The following is a 26,752-nucleotide window of genomic DNA, read 5'->3' as shown; positions in this document are numbered from 1 at the left end:
TTCCCTTTGAAAAGGGATCAAAAAAATCTGGGGATAACAGCTACTCTCCAGGTTCTTCTGTCATTGGAGTGTAACATGTAAGGTGAAGGCTTCAATTTTTCGGAAGGGAGGACCCACCGAATTATGGATCCATTTATGCAGGAGTTAGACGCACAGGAGAAGGCATTGGAGCAGATTCGTCACAAGCTTGCATTGCTTCCAGACCTGCCGGGCTGTTATTTGATGAAAAACAGTGAGGGTACGATTATTTACGTCGGTAAAGCCAAAGTGCTTAAAAATCGCGTGCGCTCTTATTTTATTGGCAGTCATAATGGAAAAACACAGCGTCTTGTATCCGAAATCCGTGATTTTGAATACATCGTGACAGGCAGCAATATGGAAGCACTGATTCTGGAGTGTAACCTGATCAAAAAACATATGCCTCGTTACAACGTATTGCTTAAAGATGATAAAACGTTTCCTTATCTTAAAATAACGAATGAAAAGCATCCGCGGCTCGAAGTGACTCGCCGAGTGCTGAAAGATAAAGCCAAATACTTCGGTCCATATCCGAACTCGTATGCGGCACACCAAACGAAAAAACTGCTGGATCGGATGTATCCGCTCCGCAAATGCGGTGTAATGCCAAAGGAAGTTTGCCTCTATTACCATATGGGCCAATGCCTTGCTCCTTGTGTGAAGGAAGTTGGCAAAGAGCAGTATGACGAGATTTCGCAGGAGATCGGGTCATTTCTGAGCGGCGGGCATGAAGAGATTAAAAAGGACTTGCAACGCAAGATGCAGGAAGCCGCTGAAGATTTGTATTTTGAACGTGCCAAAGAGCTGCGTGACCAGGTGATTGCGATTGATGCGATCATGGAAAAACAGAAAATTACGATGGCGGATGCCAGAGACCGCGACGTCTTTGGATTTGCGATTGATAAAGGCTGGATGTGTGTCCAGATTCTATATATGCGTCAGGGAAAAATGATTGAACGTCATGTATCCACCTTCCCGTTCTACGGTGAGGCCTACAATGACTTCATGTCCTATGTAACACAGTATTACAGTGATAATCCGGCGTTGCCACAGGAAATATTACTACCGGAGATGCCGAAAGAACTGCTCTTTGACGAGGCAACAAACGATTCCGCAAAAGTGGATCATGCGAATACATCCGAGGACAAACATTCGGAGGAAACGGTTGAATCCATGCAGGAGGAATTACAAGTCGGGATGAATCAGACCGCTGCTTCGATGCCAGTTGTTGCCGAGACACTTGCAGCTTATGGGGCGGATGCAACCGAGGAAGAAAAGAACAATACAGACGAATTGCAGGATACATCCAATACCAAACTGCCATCCGAGATGGAGGACCCTTCCCAGATGGCTGCTTCTCTGCAAGAGTGGTTGGACATTAAAGTACACATCCCGCAACGCGGACTGAAACGCCAGATGATTACGATGGCACTCGACAATGCACGGGTGGCATTGGAGGAGAAGTTCCGTCTTATTGAGCGTAATGAAGAGCGGACATCTAAGGCTTCCGAGGGATTGGGGCGCTGGATCGGTCTGGAGCAGTTAAGACGAATTGAAGCTTTTGATAACTCGAACATTCAGGGTACGAATCCGGTGTCTGCCATGATTGTGTTTACCGACGGTAAACCGGATAAGAAGGAATATCGTAAATATAAAGTCCGCTCTGTCGAGGGGCCGGATGATTATGAAACGATGCGTGAAGTTATTCGTCGTCGTTATGAGCGAGTGCTTAAGGAAAACTTGACCCAGCCTGACTTGATTGTAGTCGATGGTGGTAAAGGACAGATTTCCGCAGCTGTGGACGTGCTTGAGAACGAGCTTGGGCTATTCATTCCGGTGTGTGGATTGGTGAAGGACGCCAAACACAAAACATCACAACTGATGATTGGTAATCCACCAGAGGTGATTGCTCTGCCGCGGGACAGTCAGGAGTTTTATCTGTTACAGCGGATTCAAGAAGAGGTTCACCGGTTCGCCATCTCGTTTCACCGTGAGCAACGCGGTAAGTCGATGGTTACGTCTAGGCTCGATGCGATTCCGGGTATCGGGGAGAAGCGGCGTAAGCTGCTTTTGAAGCATTTTGGCTCTCTGCGCAAAATAAAAGAGGCCAGCGTCGAAGACTTCCGGCCTCTGTCGATTGGTGATAAACTGGCAAATCAAATTATTGCAGCACTTCGTGATGAGGAGTCGTGACATACGGCTTCTCTTTTTGTTTTGGATTGAAACGGTAGACCACGTATCCAACAATAGCCGGCAGCACAATCCAAAAGATTCCGGCTCCGATGTTCAGCGCGTCTCCCATGAAAATCAAGCTGAGTCCCATCAGCAGGCTGTCGAAGATGACATGTGCAAAAACGACGGCAATAAAGCCGTGACGCAACATGATCAGGCTGAACAGCAATCCGATGACAGTCAGTTCAATCGGGCGTGTAATGACCGGATAGATCGGATAAAGCGTGTGTCCGAGTGCCCAAATAATTGTAGGAATCAGACAGGCGATGAACGTGTTCCGCACAACCTTTTGCATCATTCGAATACCAAACAGTCGGTATACCGCTTCTTCGCCAATACCGGCCATCCATGCCATAATCGGGAAGATCCAGGCATATGTCATGTTATACGTCGATTGATCTGCCGAGGTTGTAGACCATGTACCGATGCTGCGTTCCAGAATAAAGAACAGAACCGATTGTACACCTAGCAGAATAAAAGCCCATAGATAACCGGTGTACATGCTATGCAGCACATACTTGCCATAACCCGGCTCCTTGGCACGAGGCCATGGATTCAATCCGATTTTGCGCCACATGCCGTCCCCAGCGACAAGCGACAGATAGATCGTAGCACTCATCACGATGGTTATGCCGGTCTGAATGAGCATGAGGAACACTAACATGAAGCTTGAGAGCCCCTGTGCCTGGAAGAGAGGCAGCATGTTCAGTGTACCGATCATAGAAGCTGCAAAGTACACCAGTGACAAGACTATACCTCGTTTGAACGATGTATTTGCACGAGCCAGAATGCTGTATATGATGGCAAGTACACCAAGAACAAACGTCAGAAAAGCGTAACCACCGTAAGTTAACCAATTAGCCAGTTGGGTCTGGTCTTTAACATAATCCGTGTGGGATTCCGGTACGGAGAACTCCGAATCGAACGAACGGACAGCTCCATTTTCAAATGTAAAATTCAATTCTAGCTTGGAGTTGCCAATCGTTTTACTTGTATCCGTGTACTTCAGACCCGGCTCGCCATCTCGTGTATCCAGTTGGAGCGTTGGGATGTCATATCCGAATTCTTTCAAAACTCCAGCCGCGATTTCTTCTTTTTCGTTCAATGGCATATTGCCTTCTGCAAGCGACTCTGAAGTGCTTCTAATGCCCTGTTCTTGCTCTGATTCAACGGCCGTATACAGGGAGGAAGGTAATACCCGTTTGAAAGCGACTACCTTGCCTGTTTTCATATGTACGTCAACGTTAAGGTAACCCCCGCTGTTCTGATCAAGCAAACGTACGCGGTACACATCGTAAGGATAGGTTGCTTCCCATTTTTTATTGTACGTGGCAAGCTGTTTCGTCTTCGCCATATAACCGTAAATATCGGAATGGGTCTGATACGTTACAAGGGGTTTACTGGCATTGCTGGGGAGCGTATAGTCATCAACAGAAGCCGCGAATGAACGTGCAGATTGGATCGCTTGATCCTTGCTAATGAAGGATGTTGACGAAATTTCTGTCGTTTGTGATGAAGTCGCAGGAAAGATCTGAAAGACAAAAAATAAAATCAGGCCGATCACCGCAAGCAACCCCAAACGCTTGAAGTTAGCCTTAAGTTGCAAAGGTTGCCCTAAGGGATTCATGGAATGGTGTTCCTCCTTTTTTCAATTACATCGTAATGTAAAGATAGCACAGGGTATGTCCTTAATGCTAATGACAGGGCGAAAACAGGTGTAAATCTTTGAAAATGCATGAAAATGATCGAAAAAATCTGATCTTGCCGTCCGGGTGTAGGTGTTTTTCCCGTTTTGAACAAATTCGATGTTATTTACCCGAAAATCGTTTTGTGTGCATTCGCTGCAGCGCTTATAATTTTGAAGCAAATATGCAAAAATCCGCATGTCTAGGGTCTAACAAGGGAACGAATAGAACGGAAAGAACTAACAGAGCTAGAGCTAACTGAGATATCATCATATACAAGGGTGGATACTAACTCCAGTTGGGTGCATATCAATTCCAATTATATGATGTTTTTTATGAATCATACTTGAGCTCCACAGGGTGGAGTTATTTTCTTTTTTAGCAGAGGTGGATGATACAGAAGTGAAAGCAAATGTTCAATGGATGCGATTATCACCGCCGCGTATTCTGGTATTAGGATTTGCTGGCATTATTATGTTAGGCACACTGCTGTTGATGTTGCCGGTATCGAGCCGAAGTGGTGAAAGTCTTGCATTCATCGATGCACTTTTCACAGCAACGTCGGCCGTCTGTGTAACCGGGCTCGTTGTTGTGGATACGGGAACCTATTTTACAGTGCTGGGTCAGGTGATTATTGCCATTCTGATTCAGATCGGCGGACTCGGCTTTATGACCATGTCTACGCTGGTTGCGATTGCGTTCAAACGGAAAATCTCGCTCAAGGAGCGATTGATCTTACAGGAAGCGATGAATCAGAGCACGATGGAAGGCATTGTGAGGCTGATTCGCAAGGTTGTGATCTACTCGCTTATTTTGGAGGGGATTTGCGGTACATTGTTTGCACTGCGCTGGTCACTTGATATGCCGATTGGGCAGGCTATGTATTACGGTTATTGGCACGCCATCTCCATGTTTAATAATGCCGGGTTTGATATGTTTGGTCATTTCAGCAGTCTGACGGGTTATGTCTATGATCCGCTTGTTAATTTTACCGCCATGTTTCTCATTGTTTCGGGTGGGATCGGTTTTGTGGTGTTGTCCGATTTGGTGGAATATCATAAAACAAAGAAGTTATCGTTGCATTCCAAAGTTGTTTTGCTGATGACGGCTTTGTTAATTATGTTTGGTGCACTGGTCATTTTTGTGTTCGAGTTCAGCAACCCGCGAACGCTGGGCGGCTTGAACTGGGGCGGTAAGTTACTCGGGTCTTTCTTCCAATCTGTGACACCAAGAACGGCCGGGGCAAACACGGTGGATATCGCCGGACTGCGGCAGGCTACGCAATTTTTCATGATTATATTGATGTTTATCGGTGCATCGCCAGGGTCAACCGGGGGCGGCATCAAAACAACAACGTTTCTGATTATGGCCGGAGCAGTCATTGCCATGATGCGCGGCCGGGAGGACATCGTTTTTTTTCGATACCGGCTTGTGCAGGAACGGATTTTCAAAGCACTCACCATTACACTACTGGCACTGTTATTCATTATCACGGTAACGATGATATTGAGTACGACGGAGGACAGTAATTTTCTGATGATATTATTTGAAACGACATCCGCTTTTGGTACCGTAGGACTATCTCTTGGCTTGACGCTTAAACTCACCACATTTGGCAAGTTAATGATCTGTTTTACCATGTTTGCAGGACGGCTTGGACCCATCACGCTGGCGTATGCACTGGGGCAGAAAAAGGGTAAGGATTTATACAGGTATCCGGAAGGCAAAATGATAATTGGTTAGTGATTACTAGGATAGAGGGGTTCGTGAAGAACGATGAAAAAACAGCAGTTTGCGGTCATTGGACTTGGGCGGTTTGGCTCCAGTCTGGCACAGGAATTAATGGAACTAGGTTATGAGGTGCTCGGCATTGATAAAAATGAAGAGCTCGTCGAAGACATGAGTGACCTGGTCACTCACGCTGTCGTAGCGGATGCTACGGATGAAGAAGTGCTCCGCTCACTGGGCATTCGTAATTTTGATTGTGGCATCGTTGCCATTGGTGACGATATTCAGACGAGTATCCTTACCGCGATTCTGCTCAAAGAGCTGGGGGTCAAAACGGTTGTCGCTAAAGCCATCTCTGTTCTTCACGGACGAGCACTCGACAAGCTGGGCATAGACCGTGTCGTGTACCCTGAACGGGATATGGGCATCCGGGTCGCTCACCAATTGGTTACGCCAAACCTGCTGGATTACATCGAATTGTCCAATGACTACAGTATTGTAGAGATGAAAGTACCTGCATGTCTGCACAATAAAACCCTCTCCAGCTTGAATGCACGTGTACGCTTTAACTGCAGCATTGTAGCCCTGCAAAAAGAAGCCGGGGTCATTATTGCCCCGACGGCAATGGATTCGCTGCAAATGGGGGATATTATGGTCATTATTGGCAATAATGATGACATCGACCGGTTTGAAGAAGAAGTCATTAGTGAGGAGAGTTGAGTAGCTCAGTTATGTTGATCGTTATCCTCCTTCAAGAGAATAAACAGCTTTAAAAGCTTGTCCTGATCAATAGAAAAGCTACTCCTTCTTAATGAAATCAAGGCGTTGTTGTCCTTCGTGAGGGCAATGACGCCTTTGCTGTAAAAAATGCAGCAGTCTCCCTGACCCATTGTCTCGCGGTTTCGCTGAGATTTTCCTTTTCCCCATAGATCATGCAAGTTGTTCTTCGGGTCTGTTTCAACTGAGGTAAATGCACGGCAACGAGATCGTTATCTGCCAGCAGCTGTGGACGAAGATAAGATTTGGGAAGCAGGGCAGCGGCTTTACAGGTCGGCAGAAGACGGATAATGGCTTCAAATGAATCAATCTCCATGCGAATGTCAGGCATTACGGTGCAGCGCTGGAACAGATCGTCTGTGAGCTTGCGGTACCATGTTCCTTTGGAAAACGTAATCATGGGCAGGTCCTGCAGATGCTCCATACCTGCTTCCTTACCTGCAAGAGGGTGCGTTAGCGGCACAACCAGCTCCAAATGATCATCAAATAGTGGAACGCAATTGAGTCCCGTTTCGCTAATGGACGAGGCTACAATGCCCACATCGGCTTTTTTATCACGTACAAAAGAAACGATCTCATGGGTCTTGCCTGTTAGCAACTTTAATTCTGCATGAGGATGCTTCTCCATAAAAGCGTTGACGAGTGGGGGTAAGGTGGTCTGAAGTGTCGTCAGGCTCGCTCCTAGCGTAATAGTGCTCTGTTCCTCATCCTTGTATTGAGATAACATGGTGAGAAATTTCTGCTGCTGTTGTTTCTGCTCGACGGCAAAGGTGTAGGCGAGTTGGCCTACGCTGGTTAATTCCAGTCGTTTGCCGCGGCGATGAAAGAGGGATACGCCCAGTTCATCTTCCAGCTTGGAAATTTTACGAGAGAGTGCAGGCTGAGACAGATTCAGTAACTTGGATGCTCGGTTTAGACTGGACTGCTCTACAACCGCTGCAAATGCGTTTAAGTCTTCGAACATGAACACAAACCTCTTTTCATTATGAGTGTGATTCTTGCCCTTGATTAATCGTTTGCCTTATTGTATGGCACTTCAACTTGCTGCCTTCATTGATATATTAGGTTACCATCGCATCGTTGCAATGGTATAACCCTTACAAAACCTTTGTTTCAACACTTATACCTATAGGTTATAACATTTAATAATTATATTGCAATTCCCTTATAAGAAAAAAAGGAGTAACATGAATCGTGACACAAGTTGTTCACACCTGATCAAAACGGAACAATTTGTCGAACCTTCTCATGCAAGAAGGATACGTGTCATGATATACGAATGGTTTTATGAAAACGTTGTATTTAGCGAAAGGGGATCGACATTTTATGAAAGGGTTTTACTCCAGAAAGCTGCACTCCTTGCTTGGCGTCATTCCGCTCAGTCTGTTTTTTCTAGAGCATCTGGTGACGAACTTCTCGGCAGTTGAAGGCGGCAAAGAAGCTTTTAACGGTGCGGTTGCCTTCTTGAACAGCCTTCCGCTCGTCATTGTTTTGGAAACGTTTCTGATCTGGCTGCCGCTGTTCTATCACGGTGTATATGGTCTGTACATTGCTTATCAGGCCAAGCCTAACGTGGGTCGTTACGGTAATGAGCGCAACTGGCGTTATACGTTGCAGCGGATCAGTGGTGTCATCACGTTTGTATTTGTGATCTGGCACGTATGGGAGACGCGCGTACAAGTGGCTCTCGGCAACGTAACTCACGAAGAGTTGGGCGGTGTTATCCATAACATCGTGATGAATCCGGTAACATTTATTCTATATTTAATCAGTGTTGTGGCGGCATCATATCACTTTGCTAACGGACTCTGGTCGTTCCTCGTTAGCTGGGGAATTACAGTGGGGCCTCGTGCACAGCGCGTGTCCTCGTATGTGTGCATGAGCTTGTTCGCACTGGTATCCATCATGTTTATCGCTTCATTGTTTGCTTTCCGGAATGTAGATTTCCAGACAGCTACGTCAATGATTGATGCGGTAAAATCTGTTTTGGTTTAAATTTGGAGAATGAATACTTATAGACTCGATTTTTGAATTAACAAGTAGAGATTGAGTCTATGAATGAACACTTTCTGAGATCTTAAATCTTAATGAATAATGCTTACTTATAAGGGAGTGAACTAGCAATGGCATCATCGAATGTAATTATTGTGGGCGGCGGTCTCGCGGGATTGATGGCGGCGATCAAATCGGCTGAAGCCGGAGTCCATGTTCATTTATTTTCACTGGTTCCTGTTAAAAGATCCCACTCCGTATGTGCCCAAGGCGGTATCAACGGTGCGGTAAATACGAAAGGGGAAGGCGACTCCCCATGGGTACACTTTGACGATACGGTTTATGGCGGAGACTTCCTTGCCAACCAACCACCCGTTAAAGCGATGTGTGAAGCAGCACCAGGCATCATTCACCTGATGGACCGGATGGGCGTTATGTTCAACCGTACGCCGGAAGGTTTGCTCGATTTCCGCCGTTTCGGAGGAACGAAGCATCACCGTACAGCATTTGCTGGTGCGACAACGGGACAACAGCTGTTGTACGCGCTCGATGAGCAAGTACGCCGCTGGGAAGCAGCGGGTCTCGTGACCAAGTATGAGAACTGGGAGTTCCTTCAAGCCGTTGTGGACGATGAAGGGGTATGCCGCGGTATCGTCGCGCAGGATCTGAAAACGATGAAGGTACAAACGTTCCCAGCCGAAGCCGTTATTCTGGCGAGCGGTGGTCCAGGTATTATCTTCGGTAAAACAACAAACTCCGTTATCAATACAGGTACAGCTGCAAGTGCGGTATATCAGCAAGGCGTGAATTATGCCAACGGTGAGTTCATTCAGATTCACCCGACAGCGATTCCAGGAGATGATAAGCTGCGTCTGATGTCCGAATCGGCGCGTGGTGAAGGTGGACGGATCTGGACATACAAAGACGGCAAACCTTGGTATTTCCTTGAGGAGAAATATCCATCCTACGGTAACCTTGTTCCGCGTGATATCGCGACACGTGAAATCTTCAGCGTCTGCGTAGACATGGGACTAGGTGTGAATGGCGAGAACATGGTATATCTCGACCTCTCTCACAAAGATCCGAAGGAACTGGATGTCAAACTGGGCGGAATCATTGAAATCTATGAGAAATTCATGGGTGACGATCCGCGTAAAATTCCGATGAAAATCTTCCCGGCTGTTCACTATTCCATGGGTGGCATGTGGGTAGATTATAATCAAATGACTAACATTCCAGGGCTGTTTGCAGCTGGCGAATGTGAATATCAATATCACGGTGCAAACCGCTTGGGTGCAAACTCACTCGTATCCGCAATTTATGGTGGTATGGTGGCAGGGCCAAAAGCGGCTGAATATATCAAAGGACTTAAGAAGTCCTCTGCGGATATCTCTTCTTCCGTATTTGATGGTTATACGAAGCGTCAAACCGACAAATACGAAGGCATCATGAAAATGCAAGGTACGGAAAATGCTTATGTGATTCACAAAGAGTTGGGTGAGTGGATGACAGCCAACATGACGGTGGTTCGCTACAATGACAAGCTTGAAGCAACCATTGGCAAAATCAAGGAATTGAAAGAGCGTTATGGCAAAATCAACATGTATGACAACTCCGGCTGGAACAATCCGGGTGCGGCATTTACTCGCCAGTTGTGGAACATGCTTGAACTTGCTGAAGCGATGACACTCGGCGCATTGCTGCGTAATGAGAGCCGCGGAGCGCACTACAAACCGGAATTCACAGAGCGTAACGATGAAGAGTTCCTAAAAACAACTATCGCGAGCTGGTCAAAAGAAGGCCCGCAAATCTCGTACGAGCCTGTTGACGTATCCCTGATTCCACCGCGTATCCGGGACTACTCAAAAGACTAAGCTTCCACAAAAATTACAGCAATCCAGATGAATGGATTGCAGTTTCCAGCAAAGCAGCACGAGGTGCACGGCGTAGCGTAGGGAGTGGAAATGCCCGAAAGAAGCGAAGCGTTCGCGTTTATCATCGAATTTTCAACCTAGTAAGGGTGGATCAAACAAATTCGAGGATAATGGCGATCCAAAGGGCATTCCACGACTGGAGCGCCTACCCCGAGTACCAACATAGCTTTGCGCACCAGCAATACAATCATCGTCACCAGAGGAGGGGACAACGATATGGCGGAACAAGCAACAGCAAGCAAAACCGTCAAGTTTATTATCACCCGTCAAGACAGCCCGGAGTCATCTTCGTACACCGAAGAGTTTGAGCTTCCGTACCGTCCGAACATGAACGTGATCAGTGCCCTAATGGAAATCCAGCGGAACCCGGTAAATAAAGATGGAAAGTCCATCGCTCCGGTGTGCTGGGAATCCAACTGTCTTGAAGAAGTGTGCGGCGCCTGCTCCATGATTATTAATGGCAAACCGCGTCAAGCGTGTGCAGCTTTGATCGACAAGCTTGAACAACCCGTTCGTATTGAACCGATGAAAACTTTCCCGGTGGTACGTGACCTTGTCATTGACCGCACTCGGATGTTTAACGCTCTAAAACGCGTTAAAGCATGGATTCCTATCGATGGCACGTATGACCTTGGTCCAGGGCCTCGGATGCCTGAGAAGAAACGTCAGTGGGCTTACGAGCTGTCCAAATGTATGACTTGTGGCGTATGTCTCGAAGCTTGTCCGAACGTTAACGAAAAAACCGACTTTATTGGTCCAGCGGCGCTGTCCCAGGTACGTCTGTTTAACGCTCACCCTACAGGTGAGATGAACGCAGAAGAACGTCTGGAAGCGTTGATGGACGATGGCGGTATTGAAGGTTGCGGAAACTCCCAGAACTGTGTGCGTTCATGTCCAAAAGGCATCCCGCTCACTACGTCTATCGCTGAGATGAATAAACAAACCACCAAGCATATGTTCAAACGTTGGCTGGGTGTATAATGGTGTAATAGCGAAGCAGAGGTTCACGCTGCTTCTCGGAGAAGTCGTGGTCCCGCGCAGAGTTTGGCGGGTCACGGCTTCTTTTGTCATCAACCGAAGTAAGCGGGCATCCTGTGCAAAATATGGTATACTACAGGGATGGATATAGCCTATAACAACTATTAAGAAAACCGACCCGAGGAGGGGAATGATGGGAAAGACACCACGTTTGAACAGCGGCAGCTCGCCGTCCCGGCACTTAAACAGGCCAAACGGTTCGAATGAACCTCTTTTTCCTGGAAAAGAAAAGGATCATGACCCTTCTCGTCGAATGTTCCAACTACGAAAACATGTGATGACTTTAGTAGCGAGTGTGCTGACACTGGGATACGCACTTTGGGAACCTCGGCGTTTACAAGTCAATCATATTGATCTTAAGTTCCCGTCATTTCCCGAAGCGTTTGATGGACTGCGTGTCGTTCATTTCAGTGATGTACACCTTGGTTTTCATACAGGGCAGAAAAAGTTGAGCAAGCTGGCAGGACAGATCAAGGATCAGCAACCGGATCTCATCTGTTTTACCGGAGATATCGTTGAGAGACAATCCGAGCCGATGCGTGAGTGCGTACCGATTCTAGCCTCTATGACAGCAAGGTACGGAAAGTTTGCTGTGCTCGGGAATCATGATTATCGAGGACGGCAACAACAGGACGTGATAGCTATGTTCCGTGAAGCGGGCTTTACCCTGTTACTGAATGAGCATGCCGTTATCGAACGTGGAAACGGGAAGTTTGCAGTAGTAGGTCTGGATGATGCGTTAACAGGCGAGCCCAACTTGGACGAGGCCGTTACAGGGTTAAGTGAGGGTGCATGGAAACTGCTACTTATGCATGAACCGGATTATGCCGATTATGCCGCTCCGCATGGATTTGGGTTGCAACTCTCCGGTCACAGTCATGGTGGTCAAGTTCGTTTTCCCTGGTTCGGTGCAATGACAACTCCACGGGGGTCACGCAAATATGTTCAGGGATTGCATTATACATCTAAGCCCCAGATGCCCGTTTACGTGAATCGGGGATTTGGCATGACGCAGCTTCCCATTCGTTTTCTATGCAGACCTGAACTGACCGTGCTTCGTTTAAGCCGGGATGATGTAAGTGAAAGATAAGGCTTAACAAACATGAATGGGGGTTAATCAGATGGAACGTATAGCGATTGTATCCGACATTCATGGCAACATGACTGCCTGGGAAGCTGTGATGAAAGATATGCAGCGTCGTGGTTTGAACAGGATATTTTGTCTGGGTGATCTTGTGGGCAAAGGGCCGCAACCAGCCGAAGTGGTGGATCAGGTCAGAGCAACATGTGAAGTGGTCATTCGTGGCAACTGGGATGAACTGATCGCAGTGAATCAGGATGTCCGTGATTTCACATGGCAAGCTGAGCGACTGGGAGCCGACAGAGTGGCTTATTTGGCGAGTCTTCCTTTCAGTTATGAGTTCAAATTAAGCGGACGGACCGTTCGATTAGTCCATGCTTCACCGCAAAGTGTCTACCATCGCGTACAGCCATGGGATGAGATGGATAAGCGGCTGGCCATGTTTGATCCTCCAACGGATGATTCAGGGACAGGTGTGGCTGAGGTGGTCGGGTATGGTGATGTCCATAATGCTTTCCTTCAATATCTTGAAGGGAAAATGCTGTTTAACACAGGAAGCGTAGGGAATCCGCTTGATCTGCCACAAGCCTCATATTGTATTCTTGAAGGGGAATACGGCGAGGATAGCCAAAAACCGTTTAACCTTCAGTTTGTTCGGGTTCCTTACGACATTGAACATGAAGTACGGATTGCACAAAAAGCAGAAGTACCGGCACTTGAGGCATATATTCGTGAAATACGCTCAGGTATTTATCGCGGATTACAAGAGTAAATGTAGTATCTTGACCGAATAAAGCTGAACAATTACAGGACATACTACAATTTATGTCATTCGATCAGTAGTATCATGCCGGATCATCCTTAGAGCTTGCTTGTCTTACCGGACTAGAGCCCGTTAGGCAAAGGAGTGATTGTCATGCTTAATCGAAATATGTTAATTCAAGGGCTGCCAGCCTTATGGACAGAGCGTCTTGTACTTCGGTCATTACGTCAAAGTGATTATATCACTTTATCTGAACTCTTATCCGATCCTCAGGTGATTCGTTACGTCAATCGAGGGAGTCAACCTCCACCCATTCGGGCGAGAAAACTACTAAACCAGATTCGGAGCAGCAGTGCCAAACTGGATTCATTGCATTACGGTATCTGTTGGAAAGGCAGAGAGCAAGTAATCGGCATTACCTCTTTTCAACATTGGAATGATCAAAAAGGGACCGCACAGATCGGTTACATCTTGGACAAGGCGTGCTGGGGGAAAGGTGTGGCAACAGAAGCGGTACATCGCCTGCTGACATTCGGTTTTGATGAGCTTCATCTGTGGAGAGTTGAAGCACGCTGTTATGAGGCCAATGGTTCCTCTGAACGGGTACTGCTTAAAATGGGTATGACCTATGAGCGGAATCTTCCGTCATATGGCCTGAACGATGGAGAAGACAAGTCATTCGAAAGCCCCATGGATGTTAAGGTGTATGGCATGTACCGCGAACAGTTCCAGCATGATCTGTATCGGGGACAGCTTCATAAACTGGCATCGAACAAGCCAGGAATATCATAACGTAATAGAGGATAAGGAACTGAAACAAACTTCAATCATTTGTTACACAATTGAAATATAGTTGCAATTGAACTCTAACAGACAAGGGGTAAACTTATCTCATGACCCCCTTTTTGATAATAGATAATGCTGTTGGAACCCGCGATGAGCGGGTTCATTTTTTTGTTTAAAGTTATTGTGCTTGATCTACTAGGGAATAGATAAAACAAGAAAAGAAAAGATCCTCACGCATATTCATGTTACGTGGGGATCTTTGTGTTTCGTTAACTTTTATAGAGGAACAATCTGCATTTGCTTTTGTTTGAAATATACCCACTCGGTGAAACCGATCTCCCGCAGACGTGTGCGTACAAGGTCAAGCTCATCTCCTACCCGGCCGGGGATATGAGCATCTGAACCAAAGGTGACTTTTACACCGAAATGATTGGCACGTTCCAGAATAGCATCGGATGGATACCAACCGCCACTAAGCTTGGTCTTGCCTGAGGTGTTGATCTCAATCGCAACGTTTGCATCGGCTATCACCTGAAGAGCTTCGTCAATCGCATGGTCTGCAACAATTTCGGAGAATGGCGGATAATTGCCTTTCATCGCATCAATATGTCCGAGAATCTGGAACATGCCGCTGCGGGCCGATTCTGCGATTAACGCATAGTAGCCTTCTTTCACTTCAATTTTACGAGCATTACTTAGTCCGTTCCAACGGGTTTTGTTGAAAATACTGATATCTTCCGTGTGATGAACGGAACCGATAATGTAGTCAAACGGGTACTGTCCCAACGTTGTCCGGTACAATTCAGCATGAGTTGGAAAGTAGTCGGATTCGATTCCGAGCAAAACGTCAATTTTACCGGCATATTTTTCTTTTAACGCGAGCACTTCAGCTACATAATGTTGTAATTCAGATTTACCCATTGCAATCCGTGGATGCGCCTGCTCCAGTTCACTTCCAAAGTAAGGGGTGTGATCCGAGATTCCAATAGCCTGAAGTCCTGCCTCAATGCCTGCTTCAATGTAATCCCTGATGTTGCCGTCCGCATGACCGCAGCGAAAATGGTGTGTATGAAGATCAAATTTCATATGGAATCCCTACCCTTTCTTATCCTATGTTTTTATTCCGAACTGATAAATTGAGTCTCCGGCATGCCTTTGAGATCACTCAGAAACTGATGCATCGCCGAATTCAGATAACGACTGGATTTATAGATGACACCTACAGGGTGGCTGACCTCCAGCTCACTTAAAGGAATCATGCGGAGTGTACCTTGCCGCAGCTCCTGTGCAACAGATTGTTTGGAGATAATGGCTGCACCCAGATCAATCTCAACCATTCGTTTCACTTCTTCACTACTCGACAACTCCATGACAACATTGGGTTCGATGTTATATTTTTTGAACACGGCTTCTGTGAACCTGCGCCCAACCGTATCCGGGGACAGTAGAATCAGAGGTGTGCTTCGCAGTACATCAACTGCGGCATGTTTTTTCTTCGCCAGCGGGTGGGAAGGGGATACAACGAGTTCGAATGTATCGTAGTACAGCACCGATGTACTGAGGTTAGGATTCCGTTCGGTAAGATATCCAATTCCGATATCCACCAGACCGTTCTCGACCTGTGTATAAATCTGCGCGGAAGGCAGAGATTGTATGCTTGTTTTAATGAGTGGAAATTGATCCTGAAAGTAAGAGAGCACCCTTGGCAATATTTGAATCGCAATGGACGTTGTTGTTCCGAGTACAATACGTCCTTGTGGCGTTTCATCAAGATCGGACAGCTTTTGTTTCAATTCGTCTACAATATCGAGCATCCGTTCAGCATGTTCCAGAAAAACCTGTCCGCGATCTGTGAGGGTTACGGGTTGATTCCGATCGACGAGAACGGTGTTGAATTCGTCTTCCAGACTTTTGATCTGAGCGGAGACAGCCGGCTGTGTCAGGTTAAGAAGTTCTCCCGCTTTACGAAAACTCATCGTTTTGGAAATAGTAATCAGCGTTTCGAGTTGGCTGATGTTCATATACGGCCTCCTTGCAACAAAATATCCTCTGTATGTCATGTGTCATGCAGTGAATTCCGTGACGGGTTATGTTTCTTTTATCTTAAATTATAGGGGATTACGGAGATCAGAGCAATGAAGGGCATGCGCCTATTAGAAAGTAGACTAACGGACTAAATAAATGGAATAAATGTGTAGCAAGCCAAAATTTTAAATTTTAACTATATACACAACCGGTATAAAAGTCCTATACCCCTTTTACAGTGTCAACGAAGGAATAATATTTCTTTCCAAAAGTGTAAAGCGACAAAAACAGCTATAAACATTTGCTATTCTAATGACGATAAATTATAGTACACAAGGTTTCCTGAATTCTTGATGAATTCTCGTACGTGATAAAGTATAATAAATTTAATGAATATGGGACTTTTGGTGTGTGACCAATAACCCAGTGTGAGGAGGACATATACAGTGAAAGCGGAAGTAATTAACCCATTCCTGGAATCTGCACGCAACGTTTTTGAACAGCTCATCCAGGTTTCGCCTTCCACCGGGAATCTTGGCGTCAAGAATGTAGAGTACATTGCTGACCATGTATGGATCGTGATTGGAATGACGGGACAGTTGAGCGGAAATATTGTTTTTGGTATACAAGAAACGGTGGCATTGAAAATCGTTTCAGCTATGATGGGTGGTTTTGTAATCACCGAGATGGACGATATGAGCAAAAGTGCGATCTCTGAGCTCGGTAACATGATCAGTGGCAATGCAAGTACAATTTTGTCCAACCAAGGCGTTGTCGTGGATATTACGCCTCCTCAGGTTATGCAATCTGAAATTTTAGCCACATTTACTGCAACGAAGGCACTTAGCATTCCTTTGTTGATGGATGGGATTGGCGAGATGGATATTCAGGTGATGATCTCGTAAAATAGAAGCATAGGCCTTCAGGAGGCCCAATGTGTTTTATTACGGGAGGACATCAACCATGCTGAAAGATCAGGTTGTTTTTATAACAGGAGCATCAAGTGGAATTGGTGCGCTCTGTGCACAAATGCTGATCGAGGAAGGAGCCATCCCGATTTTGGCTGCCCGTTCGCGGGATAAGCTGGATCAGATTGGTGCTTCATTACAGGGACGGCATGAACTGCTTACGCTGGATGTTACAGACAGTGAGCAGGTTCAAACGGCTGTAGATGAAATGTTACATAAATACGGACGAATCGATATTTTACTGAATAACGCCGGATACGGAAAATTTGCTGCGATGGCAGACATGTCTGTACAAGAATTCGATGAGATGATGGACGTAAATTACATGGGCATTGTCCGTTGTACCAAAGCGGTGCTTCCACATATGCTGGAACGGGGCAAAGGCCAGATTGTAAACGTTGCTTCGATGGCTGGTAAAATAGGGACAGCCAAATCAGCATCATATACGGCCACAAAGCATGCTGTACTTGGATTCAGCAATGCTTTACGTCAGGAACTGCGCAAGACAGGAGTTACCGTCACGACGATTAATCCAGGCCCTATAGATACACCGTTCTTTGATCGTGCTGATCCTTCAGGGCATTACGTGAACAATGTGCGCTGGCTCATGCTGACACCTCAGAATGTAGCAGGCCACATGATTCGGGCTATGAAGAAACGCAAGGAAGAAGTGAATCTGCCGCGGCTCGCATCAGCTGGCATCTGGCTATATCAATTATTCCCGCGGCTTGCCGATCGATTGTCTCACGGTGTAATGAATCAGAAGTAGAATGTAACGAGTGCACTATATATCGGATGAAGAAGGGCTCCGCCGAGGGGCTTTTCTTTTTTTTGCGCAGACTTGAACATTTCGGCAATAAGATTTGGTAAGCGGGCTTTTTTCGCATATAATGAAAGGTAATGTGATGACAGGCTTTGTTTTTTACGAATAAATTTAAAGGATGGAATACATGACGAATCAAACTTTTGCATCAATTGGCGTAGCAGAGGATCTGGAAACTTTGTTAGCTGGGCACGGCATTAACGAGCCTTCCCCGGTACAGGCACAGACCATTCCAGTTATTTTGGAAGGGAAAGATGTGGTGTCCAAGTCGCAGACGGGAACAGGCAAAACGCTGGCGTATCTGCTGCCGCTGCTGCAATCCATCAAAAGTGATATTAAAGGAACCCAAAAACTGATTATTGCACCAACGCAGGAACTTGCAATGCAAATCGTACGTGAGGCGCAGCGTTACGGTGCGGATCGTGGCATCGGTGTACAAGGTCTGATTGGTGGCGCGGCGGTGAAACGTCAGATCGAGAAATTGCGTGAGCATCCAGAACTGGTTGTTGGTACGCCTGGACGGTTGAAGGAACTGATCACACTTAAAAAGCTGAAAATGCACAATGTATCCACCATTGTTATCGACGAGGCGGATCAGGTGTTCCAGCTCGGCGGTGTAAGTGACGTGGAATTTGTGCTCAAAAGTGCTCTGCGCGACCGTCAGTTAATCTTCCTGTCAGCTACAATTGACGAACATACGGCTACGCTTGCTAAGCGCGAGATGAAAGAGCCTGTTCATATCGGTATTGAACCGGATCGTGCGACGGCTGCCGGACTCGAACATTATTATTTTGTAGAAGAGAGTCGCAACAAGATCGATATGTTGCGTCGTCTTGTTAGACAATATAACCCGGATCGGGCTATCGTCTTTGTGAACGCAACGGAGGACATCGGTGAGGTTGAGGCAAAAATGAATCACCTCGGGCTGAACGCAGCTGCGCTGTACGGAGATGCCGACAAAGTGACTCGCAGCAACGTACTCGCCGCCTTCCGTAACGGCAAAATTCAATTGCTGATTGCCTCCGAGGTAGCGGCAAGAGGACTGGACATTGAAGGGTTGCCAATGGTCATCAACTACGACCCTGCTTTTGACTCAGAGCACTATGTTCATCGCGCAGGCCGGACAGGCCGGATGGGGCGTTCAGGAATTGTGCTGTCCATCGTCGATGAAACGCAAATTTTCATCATGCGCAAATTTGCACGGGAACTCGGTATTGAATTGCAGGAGCGTACACTCTTCGGCGGTAAAGTGTTGGTGGCTGATCCACGGCCGGATACGCGTCCTGAAGGACATTCGTTCTCGCGGAAACCGGGCCAGTCTCGTGATCGCAAGCCAGCTCAAGGGAACCGGAAACCGGGTACGGGAGCAACCATTTCGAATTCGGGTCAGCGTCCCGCAAGCGGCAAACCTAGTGGTAATGGAGGCCGCACAGATAGTGACCAGAACCGCAAAAACAAGGGAGCACCCAAATGGAGAAAAGACAGAGCGCCGCGCTCTGAGGAATAATCGGATGAAAGGGGTGCAGGGATAGATGGAAAATGTTCAATCGCCTGTGCTGCAAATCAGCGGGCTTAGTGGTGGATACAGTGCCAAACGGCCAGTGCTTCATGACGTGAATCTGGAAGTAGGCCGCGGAGAAATGGTCGGATTGATCGGATTAAACGGTGCTGGCAAGAGTACAACGATGAAACATATTCTCGGTCTGATGACTCCGCAACAGGGAGAAGTTCGGGTAATGGGCAAAAAACGGGATGAGGATGCACAGATCTACCAATCTGCGATGGCCTTTGTACCGGAATCTCCCGAATTATATGATGAAATGACCGTCATGGAGCATCTGGAGTTTACGGCAAGGGCGTACAATGTGTCCGAAGCGGATTTTAAACAACGGACAGAGAAGTTACTGGACTTGTTCCGCATGAATGAGAAAAGTACAAGTCTGTCCACACATCTGTCCAAAGGGATGCGTCAAAAGGTCATGATTATGTGTGCTTTTGTAGCAGGACCGCCACTCTATATTATCGATGAACCATTTCTTGGACTCGACCCGCTGGGTATTCGTTCACTGCTTGATTTTATGCTGGAGATGAAAGCAGCCGGGTCTTCCATTCTGCTGAGTTCACACATTTTGTCCACGATTGAAAATTATTGTGACCGCTTCGTTGTATTGCATCGCGGACAGGTCATTGCTCAAGGAACACTGAACGAACTGCGTACGAAGTTCGGGGAGCCAGATACACCGCTGGAGCATATGTTCTACTCCCTCGTGCAAGGCAGGGATTAGTATGGATCTCAAGCTGTTATGGAAGCAACGTCGGACAGGTTTCTGGAATGGAATTTTACCTTATGTGGGCTATGTCATCCAGAGCGGTGTAGCGATGGTTTTTCTGTTTCTCGTTATCGCTTTCTCCGCTTGGTATACATCCTTTGTACAGAATATTCCTGCGGGATTTCCTATTCGCTGGATTGCTTTATTATTGCTGGCTCCGCTTGCACTGTTTAGCAGTTATCGTACATATTTGCTTCCGGCAGATATTGTCTTCCTGCGGCCGCAGGAGTACCGAATGCAGGATTATTTGAAAAACAGCTTCGTGCGTGGCGTTATTTATAAAATGCTGTTGCTGCTTTTCGTCTTTCTTACCTTGTGGCCACTCTATGTAAGGGCAGATGTAGATGCCAAACCATTGGGCTGGTCGATGTTGTTCCTCGTATTATGGAAAGTGTTGTCCAGTTATGGTGCATGGCAAGAACTAAGGATGGTTCAAGCCGGGGCGTCCAAGGGATATCGGATACTACGCTGGGCACTGGCTATCCTTGCCGTTGCCGCCTGGTTATGGCAGCCGCCACTACGCAGCCTTTGGTTTCTGTTGCTGCTGGCCGCTGTTTATATCGTTGCACTGCGTGTACCTGTTAAACACCGAGTTGCTTGGGAACGTCTGATTCAGGTGGAGCAGACGCAGGGAGGCAGAGTGATGCGTACATTAGGCTGGTTTGTCGATGTGCCATCTTCTGGGCAAAAGGTAAACTCTCGCCGCTGGCTCAGTAAATGGGGCAATGGTCTTCCATGGAATGCGGGGCAGGCTTACCGATATCTCATGACTAAAACATTTATTCGAACGGAAGTATTCACTATTGTTCTGCGTCTGATCATCCTGGGTATGCTGCTTTCCTGGTGGACGGCAGGCAGTTACTTCGGAATCGGGGTATATCTGTTCTTCCTGCTGCTTACAGGCATTCAACTGGGGGTGCTGCGCCGCAGTCACAGTGAATCCTTCTGGATCATGATCTATCCGATCTCAGGAGAGAGCCGCCGTTCACAGGTACTCGGTTTTATCTTCCAACTGCATGCTATAGGGGCGCTGCTCATGTGGTTGCCGATGCTGGCAGCAGGAATGGAGGGACTGAGCATGACAGGCGTTGCACTCGTACTCGGTGTACTTGTCATCGTGCTGATGCGTCGTTCGCAGGGCAGTAAATGGCTCAAAGAGGAAGAGGATGAGTAGAAGAACCAAGTTAGCTTAAGCCTTCGTTGAGCTATCAGGTTTATTCAACACAAGTGAATCATGCGTAGGAGCAAGAGAAGAAGGGTATTTCGGGCTGAATCCCGAAATACCCTTCTTTTTAATGTGTGATGTAACTCGTGATGTCATGCGCGTATACATAGCGAAGGCGTATTAGCACAGAAAGGATTTTGTGATGATTACGAGCAGGATAAACAGTACGAGAATGGCACCAATGTTTGTGAATCCTCCAACGCCACAGTATCCGTATCCGCCTCTTGTATCTTCAACTTGGGACATGGGTCATACCCCTTTCGAGTGATGGTTTGGCACGCCCTTGCGTACATCGTATATTATGTGCCATGGCGTTAGGCTGATTGGGCCTCTGCCCGTGCATGTGTGTTTTGGGCATCTGTCCAGTAGGAGAGGAGAAGTACTTAGTGGACGCTGATTGAAGTTTTCTGAAAATATGAATGAAATAAAACGAAAGAACCCTTCGGCAATGACATTAGCTTTCGCAATGTGCCGCAAAGGGTTCTATTCTTGAACCCGTCTAATTTAGACGGTTAATATTTATATTTTATGTCGTTTGCAGATCCTGTACGCCACGATAGATCGTATCGAACAGTTCTTCGAGACCATTTTCCTCGATACAAGAGAAGGCAATCCGCAGATCGGATTCACCGAGTGCAATCGTGCCTACACCATATTGGTGCAACAGATGGCTACGGAGCGCTTCAGCACCGACTTGTTTCAGCTTCAGACACATGAAGTAACCTGAGTTGAATGGATAATAATCCCATACGTCTCCATACTTACCGCTGTCTAGAATCGCTTTAACTTTGTTGGCGCGCCCTTTCATAATCTCAAACTTTTCTTGTTTCTGTGCTTCAAACTCCGGTGCTTTCAGCGCATCCAGAACAAAAGTCTGTGAAGGATGTGGGCCGCTTGAAATCGTTGCACGGATGATGCCAAGTGTTTTTTGCTCTAATGCATGCAAAACAGCAGCATCTTCATGAGCAAATGTAATGAATCCTACACGGAAGCCCCATACGAATTCTTCTTTCGTTGCACCGTCGATCTTCACCGTTAATACACGTGGATGAATATTGGCCAGTTTACCAAAAAGAGACTCATGAATGGAATCTTCAAAGAAGAGGCCAAAGTATGCATCATCTGTAACCACCACGACGTTTACACCCGCTTCTGCAGCTTGACGAATGGCATCTACGATGGCATCTGCTTCTGCACCGCCTGGTGTGTAACCCGTCGGATTGTTCGGGAAGTTAAGCAGAACAATGGCTTTCCCTTTGTCCTTCTGTGCAATCAACGCCTGAAGCAACCCGTTGCTGTTAAAGTTCATTTGATTATCAAACAATGGATAATGGATCAACTGGCCGTGTCGACGAATTCCGAAAGTCAGCTCGTAATTCTCCCAGTTTTTATCCGGATATATAACAGCGTCCCCTTCTTCAGTGAACAGATCGGCTACGATGCTGAGTCCATGAGTCAGTGCGTTCGTTACAATTGGATTCCCGAAAGATTTACCTTCGAGAGAAGGAGTTTCTTTCAGCATCTTATCTCTCCAAACGGTTCTTAATTCAGGTTTGCCTGCAGGCGGCGCGTAAGGATACAGATCCTTCGGCTGGAATGCGGACAACTTTTCCTGAATCACCGGAAGATGCATTGGCACTCCACCCTCCAGAGCGATACCGATCGTTGCATTATAGGTCTTAGCCAAGCTTGCTGCTTCCGCAGATTGACTTAAGATACCTTCTTTAGGAAAATAAATTTCTTTGCCGAGTTGTGACAGCATGGAGTAGACGTGACTGCTGCCGGCCTGAATACTTTCGTTCAACTGTTCAGCCAGTGGATTCATTTTTTTCATCCTTCCAAGTCTTTGTGATTCACTGCCTAACATTATAACACCTTGACATGGCCCCGTCACGGAAATTACGCAATATGACAGTTATATCACTTCACCGCGTTGTTGCGCAGGGAAAGAATGCAACATTAGCATGAATTTAAGGCCGGATCTGGCCGAGTTACTCCTGGTGGTACGGGCAATATTTTCGCATCATTTCAGCCGTTTCATGATCCCGGCCTTCGTTTCGTTTATGCAATTCACCGCTGATATGATCAAATCGTTCAGGGGTCAAATTCTGCCCGAATTTAAACTTGGCGCTGAGTCGCTCCGGTACGATTCGAACGACAGCAACAGCCTTAAGCCTTCCGGTGTACCGGGAGTCTTGTGCATCAATCGGTGCATAACCGCCTTGCGGCTGGAGTTTCTCTATAAATCGCTGCAGAACCTTGCCTTTAATATCAAGATCTTCTACAGGCTCTGCCAGACCTGAAGCCATGACACTTTTGAAAAAAGAGGTTGCAGGACAGGCCAGTTCAGGGTCACTGAAAAAAGAAGGAATCAGCGAGAACTCCTCCGCTACGGTAAAGCTGACGGACGAGTGCTGTTTGATCTGTTTCATTTTTTCCCCGGCTAAACTTCCATGAAAATAAAAGCAACCATCCATATATACAAAATTCAGCGGTGTGACTCTCGGTTCTCCATCCGGGCTGACGGTACCCAGAAATCCGAAAGAGCACTTATCCAGAAATGTAATGATTTCCTGTTCCTCTTCTATTGAAAATTCTTTGCGTCTCATGTGATTTCCCCCATTATTTTAGAAATTGTTAGGACAGGTCTGAATGTAGAAACCATTAGAACATGTCAGAAATATGATTCCAGCATTGTCATTCCATGAAGATAACCATAAAACGAATATTGACAGTAAAATAGATCCAATTTAGATTCATTTTTATAGGCCAATTGGAATGAGTGATCATCGTAAATTAGAAGTAAGACGAAGAAAAGATAGAAGTAAAGATTAAAGAAGGCTTGTTAACGAAGGGGGAGAATCACATGGAATTATGGCTGCCACTTGATTCATACGAGCTCCAATATCGATACAAATATCAAGCGTTATATCACGCACTGCGTGATGCGATTCATTCAGGTACACTGGAAGCAGGAGCGCGGTTGCCGTCTACGCGTTTACTGGCGAAACAGTACGACATGTCGCGCGGGTCGGTAGCCCAGGTATACGATATGTTGCTTGCGGATGGATATGTCCATGCTTATCCGGGAAAAGGAACCTATGTAACGGAATCCTTGTCCGTGCATCACAACGATCAAAGCGAAGCGGTGTTGTCTTTATCTCCATGGGGAGAGCGTCTTCGCGCATTAACTACAGAACACAAACGTTTACGTGAAGAGGTGCAACTGGCACAGGAATCGGTCATCAATTTTCGGATGCAGCGATTGCTTCCAGAACATTTTCCAAAAGCCGAGTGGAAAAGTGCACTCGCTGCGGTTCATCGCAGTGGCTGGCGAGATGTAGGTGGTGCAGCCGGTTATCCCGAGCTGCGGGAAGCGATTGCCGCACATCTTCGCTGGACACGTGGCATTCAAGCGGAAGCTTCCCAGATCGTACTGTTCAGTGGATCGATACAAGGCATTACGCTTTTGTCCCAGTTACTAATTGATGAGGGAAGCCCGGTGGTGCTGGAAAGTCCGGGTTATCAAGGCATTGTACATGCGGTCAGATCTTGCGGTGGTCAGGTGATACCCGCAGAGGTTGATGAAGGAGGTATTATCCCGCAGCATTGGAAAGCACAGACGTTATTTGTCACGCCGACTCGTCAGTTCCCGACCGGAGCGGTGCTAGGGCTGGAACGAAGGCGAGCCTTATTGAACTGGGCATCAAAACAAAATGCCGTTATTGTGGAAGATGATTACGACAGTGAGTTCCGCTGGGGCGGACGACCGATTGAACCACTTAAGGTGCTTGATCGTGAGCAACGCGTGGTATACATTGGTTCCTTCTCCCAAACGATGCCAGCTTCGTTCCGGCTCGGTTATGCGGTATTGCCAAGCAGTCTGGTCGAACCATTGCTGGCTGCCAAAGCTCTGTATGAACCGGTTTCACCTGCGCTACTGGAACAGCGTGCACTAGCCCGATTTATGACACGAGGTGGATATATGCGGCATTTACGTCGGTTAACCCGGCTATATGGGGAGCGTCATGACTTTTTTGTGGAGGAGATGAATCGGTGGTTGCCACAAGCATTCACGATGCAGCCAGGGGATGCTGGTTTGACCATTTATGCGATCTGGAACGGTGACCAAGCAAGTTATGAACGGTTTACCAAAGAGCTCCATAAGCAAGGAGTTTTGTTCCGGGATGTAGAGCAGTATCGCTTGATTCCGGGGCATTCAGCGATTTGTTTCGGGTTTGCTCATCTGCAAAAAGAGGAGATTCGCGAAGGGATAAAGCGGATGCAAGCCGCGTGGGAGAAGTGTACATTTTCGTTTCAGTGAATTCCGCTGTATAATGGGATAAGTGTTTAAAGAGATTAACTGTCAAGGGGGAGTGGCGACATGCTGCAGGCATCGCCGTCATCATTTGTAATTTTGCCCGCTGTCGCCAAAATAGTCTGTGAACCGGGCTGGAAATGGCAGAAGCGGGAAAAACCGATGCAAAATTATGATTTATTTTACGTGTGGAGCGGTGAAGGCACGGTTATTTTGAATGATCAGCCTTACGAGGTTGGCAAAGGAAGCTGTTTCCTGTTTCGTCCGGGAGACCATACAAGCGCAACGCATAACAGGCAGAAACCACTGGTGCTGACGTATATTCATTTTGACGTGGACGAGCCTGTTGTGGATGTGCCTCAGTCTTACCGTGAAGTGCAGGAGACCGTGGAGTTTGAGCATTTGCTTGCACGGTACGTAAGGCTGTTTTTGTCCGATGTGTACGGGCGTGATGAAGAGAGCAGGCTGATTCTGAAGCAGTTGATGATCCATTTGCTGCGGGCGGATACGGAAGAACCTGTGGAGAAAAAGGTAAGTAATCAGTTGTCCGATGTGATTCAGGAGGTGGCGAATTATGTTCGCCAGCATCCCGGAATTACACATCGCGTAGAAGATCTGGCAGCACGAGCCGGTCTGTCGCCGCGTTATTTCTCCATCAAGTTCAAGGAACTGGTCGGATCATCGGTACAGTCCTATATTATTCGTATGCGTATTGAACGGGCAGAACATCTTCTGGTACATACCGGTATGAATGTGACCGAAGTTGCGGATGCACTAGGTTATCGGGATATCTTTTTCTTCAGTCGTCAGTTCAAGCAATATACGGGCAAAAGTCCGTCAGAGATTCGTTAAAGACACGTCAGCGTCTCGTTCGCAAACATCACAACGTTTCAATGCTGGATGGCTAGGGTAAGTAACTAGCATTCCAGATGACCTTACAAGGAGGAACATGTGATGATGAACGGAAAAAGACGGGTTCGTAGCCGCAGAAATTCCATTAAGGGATGCAGTGTTTTTCGGAAACGTATG

General features: G+C 46.9%; 23 protein-coding genes. 16 read left to right on the top strand and 7 right to left on the bottom strand.

Annotation, left to right across the window (positions count from 1 at the left end; genetic code table 11):
- Positions 1-123: 123 nt before the first annotated feature.
- Positions 124-2,211, top strand: coding sequence for an excinuclease ABC subunit UvrC (gene uvrC, locus EC604_RS13560; RefSeq protein WP_123064674.1), 2,088 nt, complete (start codon positions 124-126; stop codon positions 2,209-2,211).
- Here uvrC and EC604_RS13555 read toward each other — a convergent pair.
- The gene (locus tag EC604_RS13555) at positions 2,180-3,877 is read right to left on the bottom strand and encodes a CPBP family intramembrane glutamic endopeptidase (protein WP_123064673.1); all 1,698 of its coding nucleotides are present in this window, start codon (positions 3,875-3,877) and stop codon (positions 2,180-2,182) included. The genes uvrC and EC604_RS13555 overlap by 32 nt on opposite strands.
- A gap of 481 nt (positions 3,878-4,358) precedes the next feature.
- Between EC604_RS13555 and EC604_RS13550 the strand changes: the two genes are divergently transcribed.
- Both EC604_RS13550 and EC604_RS13545 read left to right on the top strand, forming a co-directional pair.
- Positions 4,359-5,678: a TrkH family potassium uptake protein gene (locus tag EC604_RS13550; protein ID WP_429351689.1), complete on the top strand. Its 1,320-nt coding sequence runs from the start codon at positions 4,359-4,361 to the stop codon at positions 5,676-5,678.
- A 33-nt stretch (positions 5,679-5,711) separates the two neighbouring features.
- Positions 5,712-6,383, top strand: coding sequence for a potassium channel family protein (locus tag EC604_RS13545; RefSeq protein WP_123064672.1), 672 nt, complete (start codon positions 5,712-5,714; stop codon positions 6,381-6,383).
- 97 nt (positions 6,384-6,480) lie between these two features.
- Here EC604_RS13545 and EC604_RS13540 read toward each other — a convergent pair whose 3' ends face one another.
- Positions 6,481-7,404 carry a LysR family transcriptional regulator gene (locus EC604_RS13540; RefSeq protein ID WP_123064671.1) on the bottom strand — a complete coding sequence of 308 codons (924 nt, stop codon included), beginning with the start codon at positions 7,402-7,404 and terminating at the stop codon, positions 6,481-6,483.
- Between the two features lie 362 nt (positions 7,405-7,766).
- On the opposite strand from EC604_RS13540, the gene EC604_RS13535 reads away from it, so the two are divergent.
- From EC604_RS13535 to EC604_RS13510, 6 genes are all read left to right on the top strand, one after another.
- The gene (locus EC604_RS13535; protein WP_123064670.1) at positions 7,767-8,435 is read left to right on the top strand and encodes a succinate dehydrogenase cytochrome b558 subunit; all 669 of its coding nucleotides are present in this window, start codon (positions 7,767-7,769) and stop codon (positions 8,433-8,435) included.
- 128 nt (positions 8,436-8,563) lie between these two features.
- Complete coding sequence (gene sdhA, locus EC604_RS13530; protein ID WP_123064669.1) at positions 8,564-10,306, top strand: succinate dehydrogenase flavoprotein subunit; 1,743 nt, start codon at positions 8,564-8,566, stop codon at positions 10,304-10,306.
- A 276-nt stretch (positions 10,307-10,582) separates the two neighbouring features.
- Positions 10,583-11,347 carry a succinate dehydrogenase iron-sulfur subunit gene (sdhB, locus tag EC604_RS13525; protein WP_123064668.1) on the top strand — a complete coding sequence of 255 codons (765 nt, stop codon included), beginning with the start codon at positions 10,583-10,585 and terminating at the stop codon, positions 11,345-11,347.
- A gap of 190 nt (positions 11,348-11,537) precedes the next feature.
- On the top strand, positions 11,538-12,494 hold the full coding sequence (locus EC604_RS13520; protein ID WP_123064667.1) for a metallophosphoesterase: 957 nt from the start codon (positions 11,538-11,540) through the stop codon (positions 12,492-12,494).
- Between the two features lie 31 nt (positions 12,495-12,525).
- Entirely contained in the window at positions 12,526-13,257 is a 732-nt protein-coding gene (locus EC604_RS13515) for a metallophosphoesterase family protein (protein WP_123064666.1), read from the top strand.
- Positions 13,258-13,401: 144 nt separating this feature from the next.
- Positions 13,402-14,040: a GNAT family N-acetyltransferase gene (locus EC604_RS13510; protein WP_123064665.1), complete on the top strand. Its 639-nt coding sequence runs from the start codon at positions 13,402-13,404 to the stop codon at positions 14,038-14,040.
- A gap of 270 nt (positions 14,041-14,310) precedes the next feature.
- Here EC604_RS13510 and EC604_RS13505 read toward each other — a convergent pair whose 3' ends face one another.
- Positions 14,311-15,120 (bottom strand): histidinol-phosphatase, encoded by an 810-nt coding sequence (locus tag EC604_RS13505; RefSeq protein ID WP_123064664.1) that lies wholly within the window; start codon positions 15,118-15,120, stop codon positions 14,311-14,313.
- Positions 15,121-15,152: 32 nt separating this feature from the next.
- Positions 15,153-16,055, bottom strand: coding sequence for a LysR family transcriptional regulator (locus tag EC604_RS13500; RefSeq protein ID WP_090919420.1), 903 nt, complete (start codon positions 16,053-16,055; stop codon positions 15,153-15,155).
- A 450-nt stretch (positions 16,056-16,505) separates the two neighbouring features.
- On the opposite strand from EC604_RS13500, the gene EC604_RS13495 reads away from it, so the two are divergent.
- The 5 genes from EC604_RS13495 to EC604_RS13475 all read left to right on the top strand — a co-directional run bounded on the left by EC604_RS13495 (position 16,506) and on the right by EC604_RS13475 (position 21,354).
- Positions 16,506-16,964, top strand: coding sequence for a chemotaxis protein CheX (locus EC604_RS13495; RefSeq protein ID WP_123064663.1), 459 nt, complete (start codon positions 16,506-16,508; stop codon positions 16,962-16,964).
- A 58-nt stretch (positions 16,965-17,022) separates the two neighbouring features.
- Complete coding sequence (locus EC604_RS13490) at positions 17,023-17,796, top strand: SDR family NAD(P)-dependent oxidoreductase (protein ID WP_123064662.1); 774 nt, start codon at positions 17,023-17,025, stop codon at positions 17,794-17,796.
- Positions 17,797-17,977: 181 nt separating this feature from the next.
- Positions 17,978-19,357, top strand: a complete 1,380-nt coding sequence (locus EC604_RS13485) for a DEAD/DEAH box helicase (protein ID WP_123064661.1) — start codon at positions 17,978-17,980, stop codon at positions 19,355-19,357.
- Positions 19,358-19,382: 25 nt separating this feature from the next.
- On the top strand, positions 19,383-20,135 hold the full coding sequence (locus tag EC604_RS13480) for an ABC transporter ATP-binding protein (protein WP_123064660.1): 753 nt from the start codon (positions 19,383-19,385) through the stop codon (positions 20,133-20,135).
- Position 20,136: 1 nt separating this feature from the next.
- Positions 20,137-21,354: an ABC transporter permease gene (locus EC604_RS13475; RefSeq protein WP_123064659.1), complete on the top strand. Its 1,218-nt coding sequence runs from the start codon at positions 20,137-20,139 to the stop codon at positions 21,352-21,354.
- A gap of 171 nt (positions 21,355-21,525) precedes the next feature.
- Here the strand turns inward: EC604_RS13475 and EC604_RS30155 are convergent, their stop codons facing one another.
- The 3 genes from EC604_RS30155 to EC604_RS13465 form a co-directional block, all read right to left on the bottom strand.
- A complete protein-coding gene (locus EC604_RS30155) occupies positions 21,526-21,651 on the bottom strand; it encodes a sporulation protein YjcZ (protein ID WP_192895109.1) in 126 nt (41 codons plus the stop codon).
- Positions 21,652-21,931: 280 nt separating this feature from the next.
- A complete protein-coding gene (locus EC604_RS13470; protein WP_123064658.1) occupies positions 21,932-23,230 on the bottom strand; it encodes an aminotransferase class I/II-fold pyridoxal phosphate-dependent enzyme in 1,299 nt (432 codons plus the stop codon).
- Between the two features lie 166 nt (positions 23,231-23,396).
- The gene (locus tag EC604_RS13465; protein ID WP_123064657.1) at positions 23,397-24,014 is read right to left on the bottom strand and encodes a pyridoxamine 5'-phosphate oxidase family protein; all 618 of its coding nucleotides are present in this window, start codon (positions 24,012-24,014) and stop codon (positions 23,397-23,399) included.
- Positions 24,015-24,271: 257 nt separating this feature from the next.
- On the opposite strand from EC604_RS13465, the gene EC604_RS13460 reads away from it, so the two are divergent.
- Entirely contained in the window at positions 24,272-25,729 is a 1,458-nt protein-coding gene (locus EC604_RS13460; RefSeq protein WP_123064656.1) for a PLP-dependent aminotransferase family protein, read from the top strand.
- A 60-nt stretch (positions 25,730-25,789) separates the two neighbouring features.
- Positions 25,790-26,575 carry an AraC family transcriptional regulator gene (locus EC604_RS13455; protein WP_090919385.1) on the top strand — a complete coding sequence of 262 codons (786 nt, stop codon included), beginning with the start codon at positions 25,790-25,792 and terminating at the stop codon, positions 26,573-26,575.
- The last annotated feature ends 177 nt before the right edge of the window (positions 26,576-26,752 follow it).

Source organism: Paenibacillus amylolyticus (genome assembly GCF_003719335.1).
Classification (GTDB): Bacteria; Bacillota; Bacilli; order Paenibacillales; family Paenibacillaceae; genus Paenibacillus; species Paenibacillus amylolyticus_D.
Note: the sequence above shows the minus strand (reverse complement) of the source record. Positions and strands in the feature narration are given on the sequence as shown.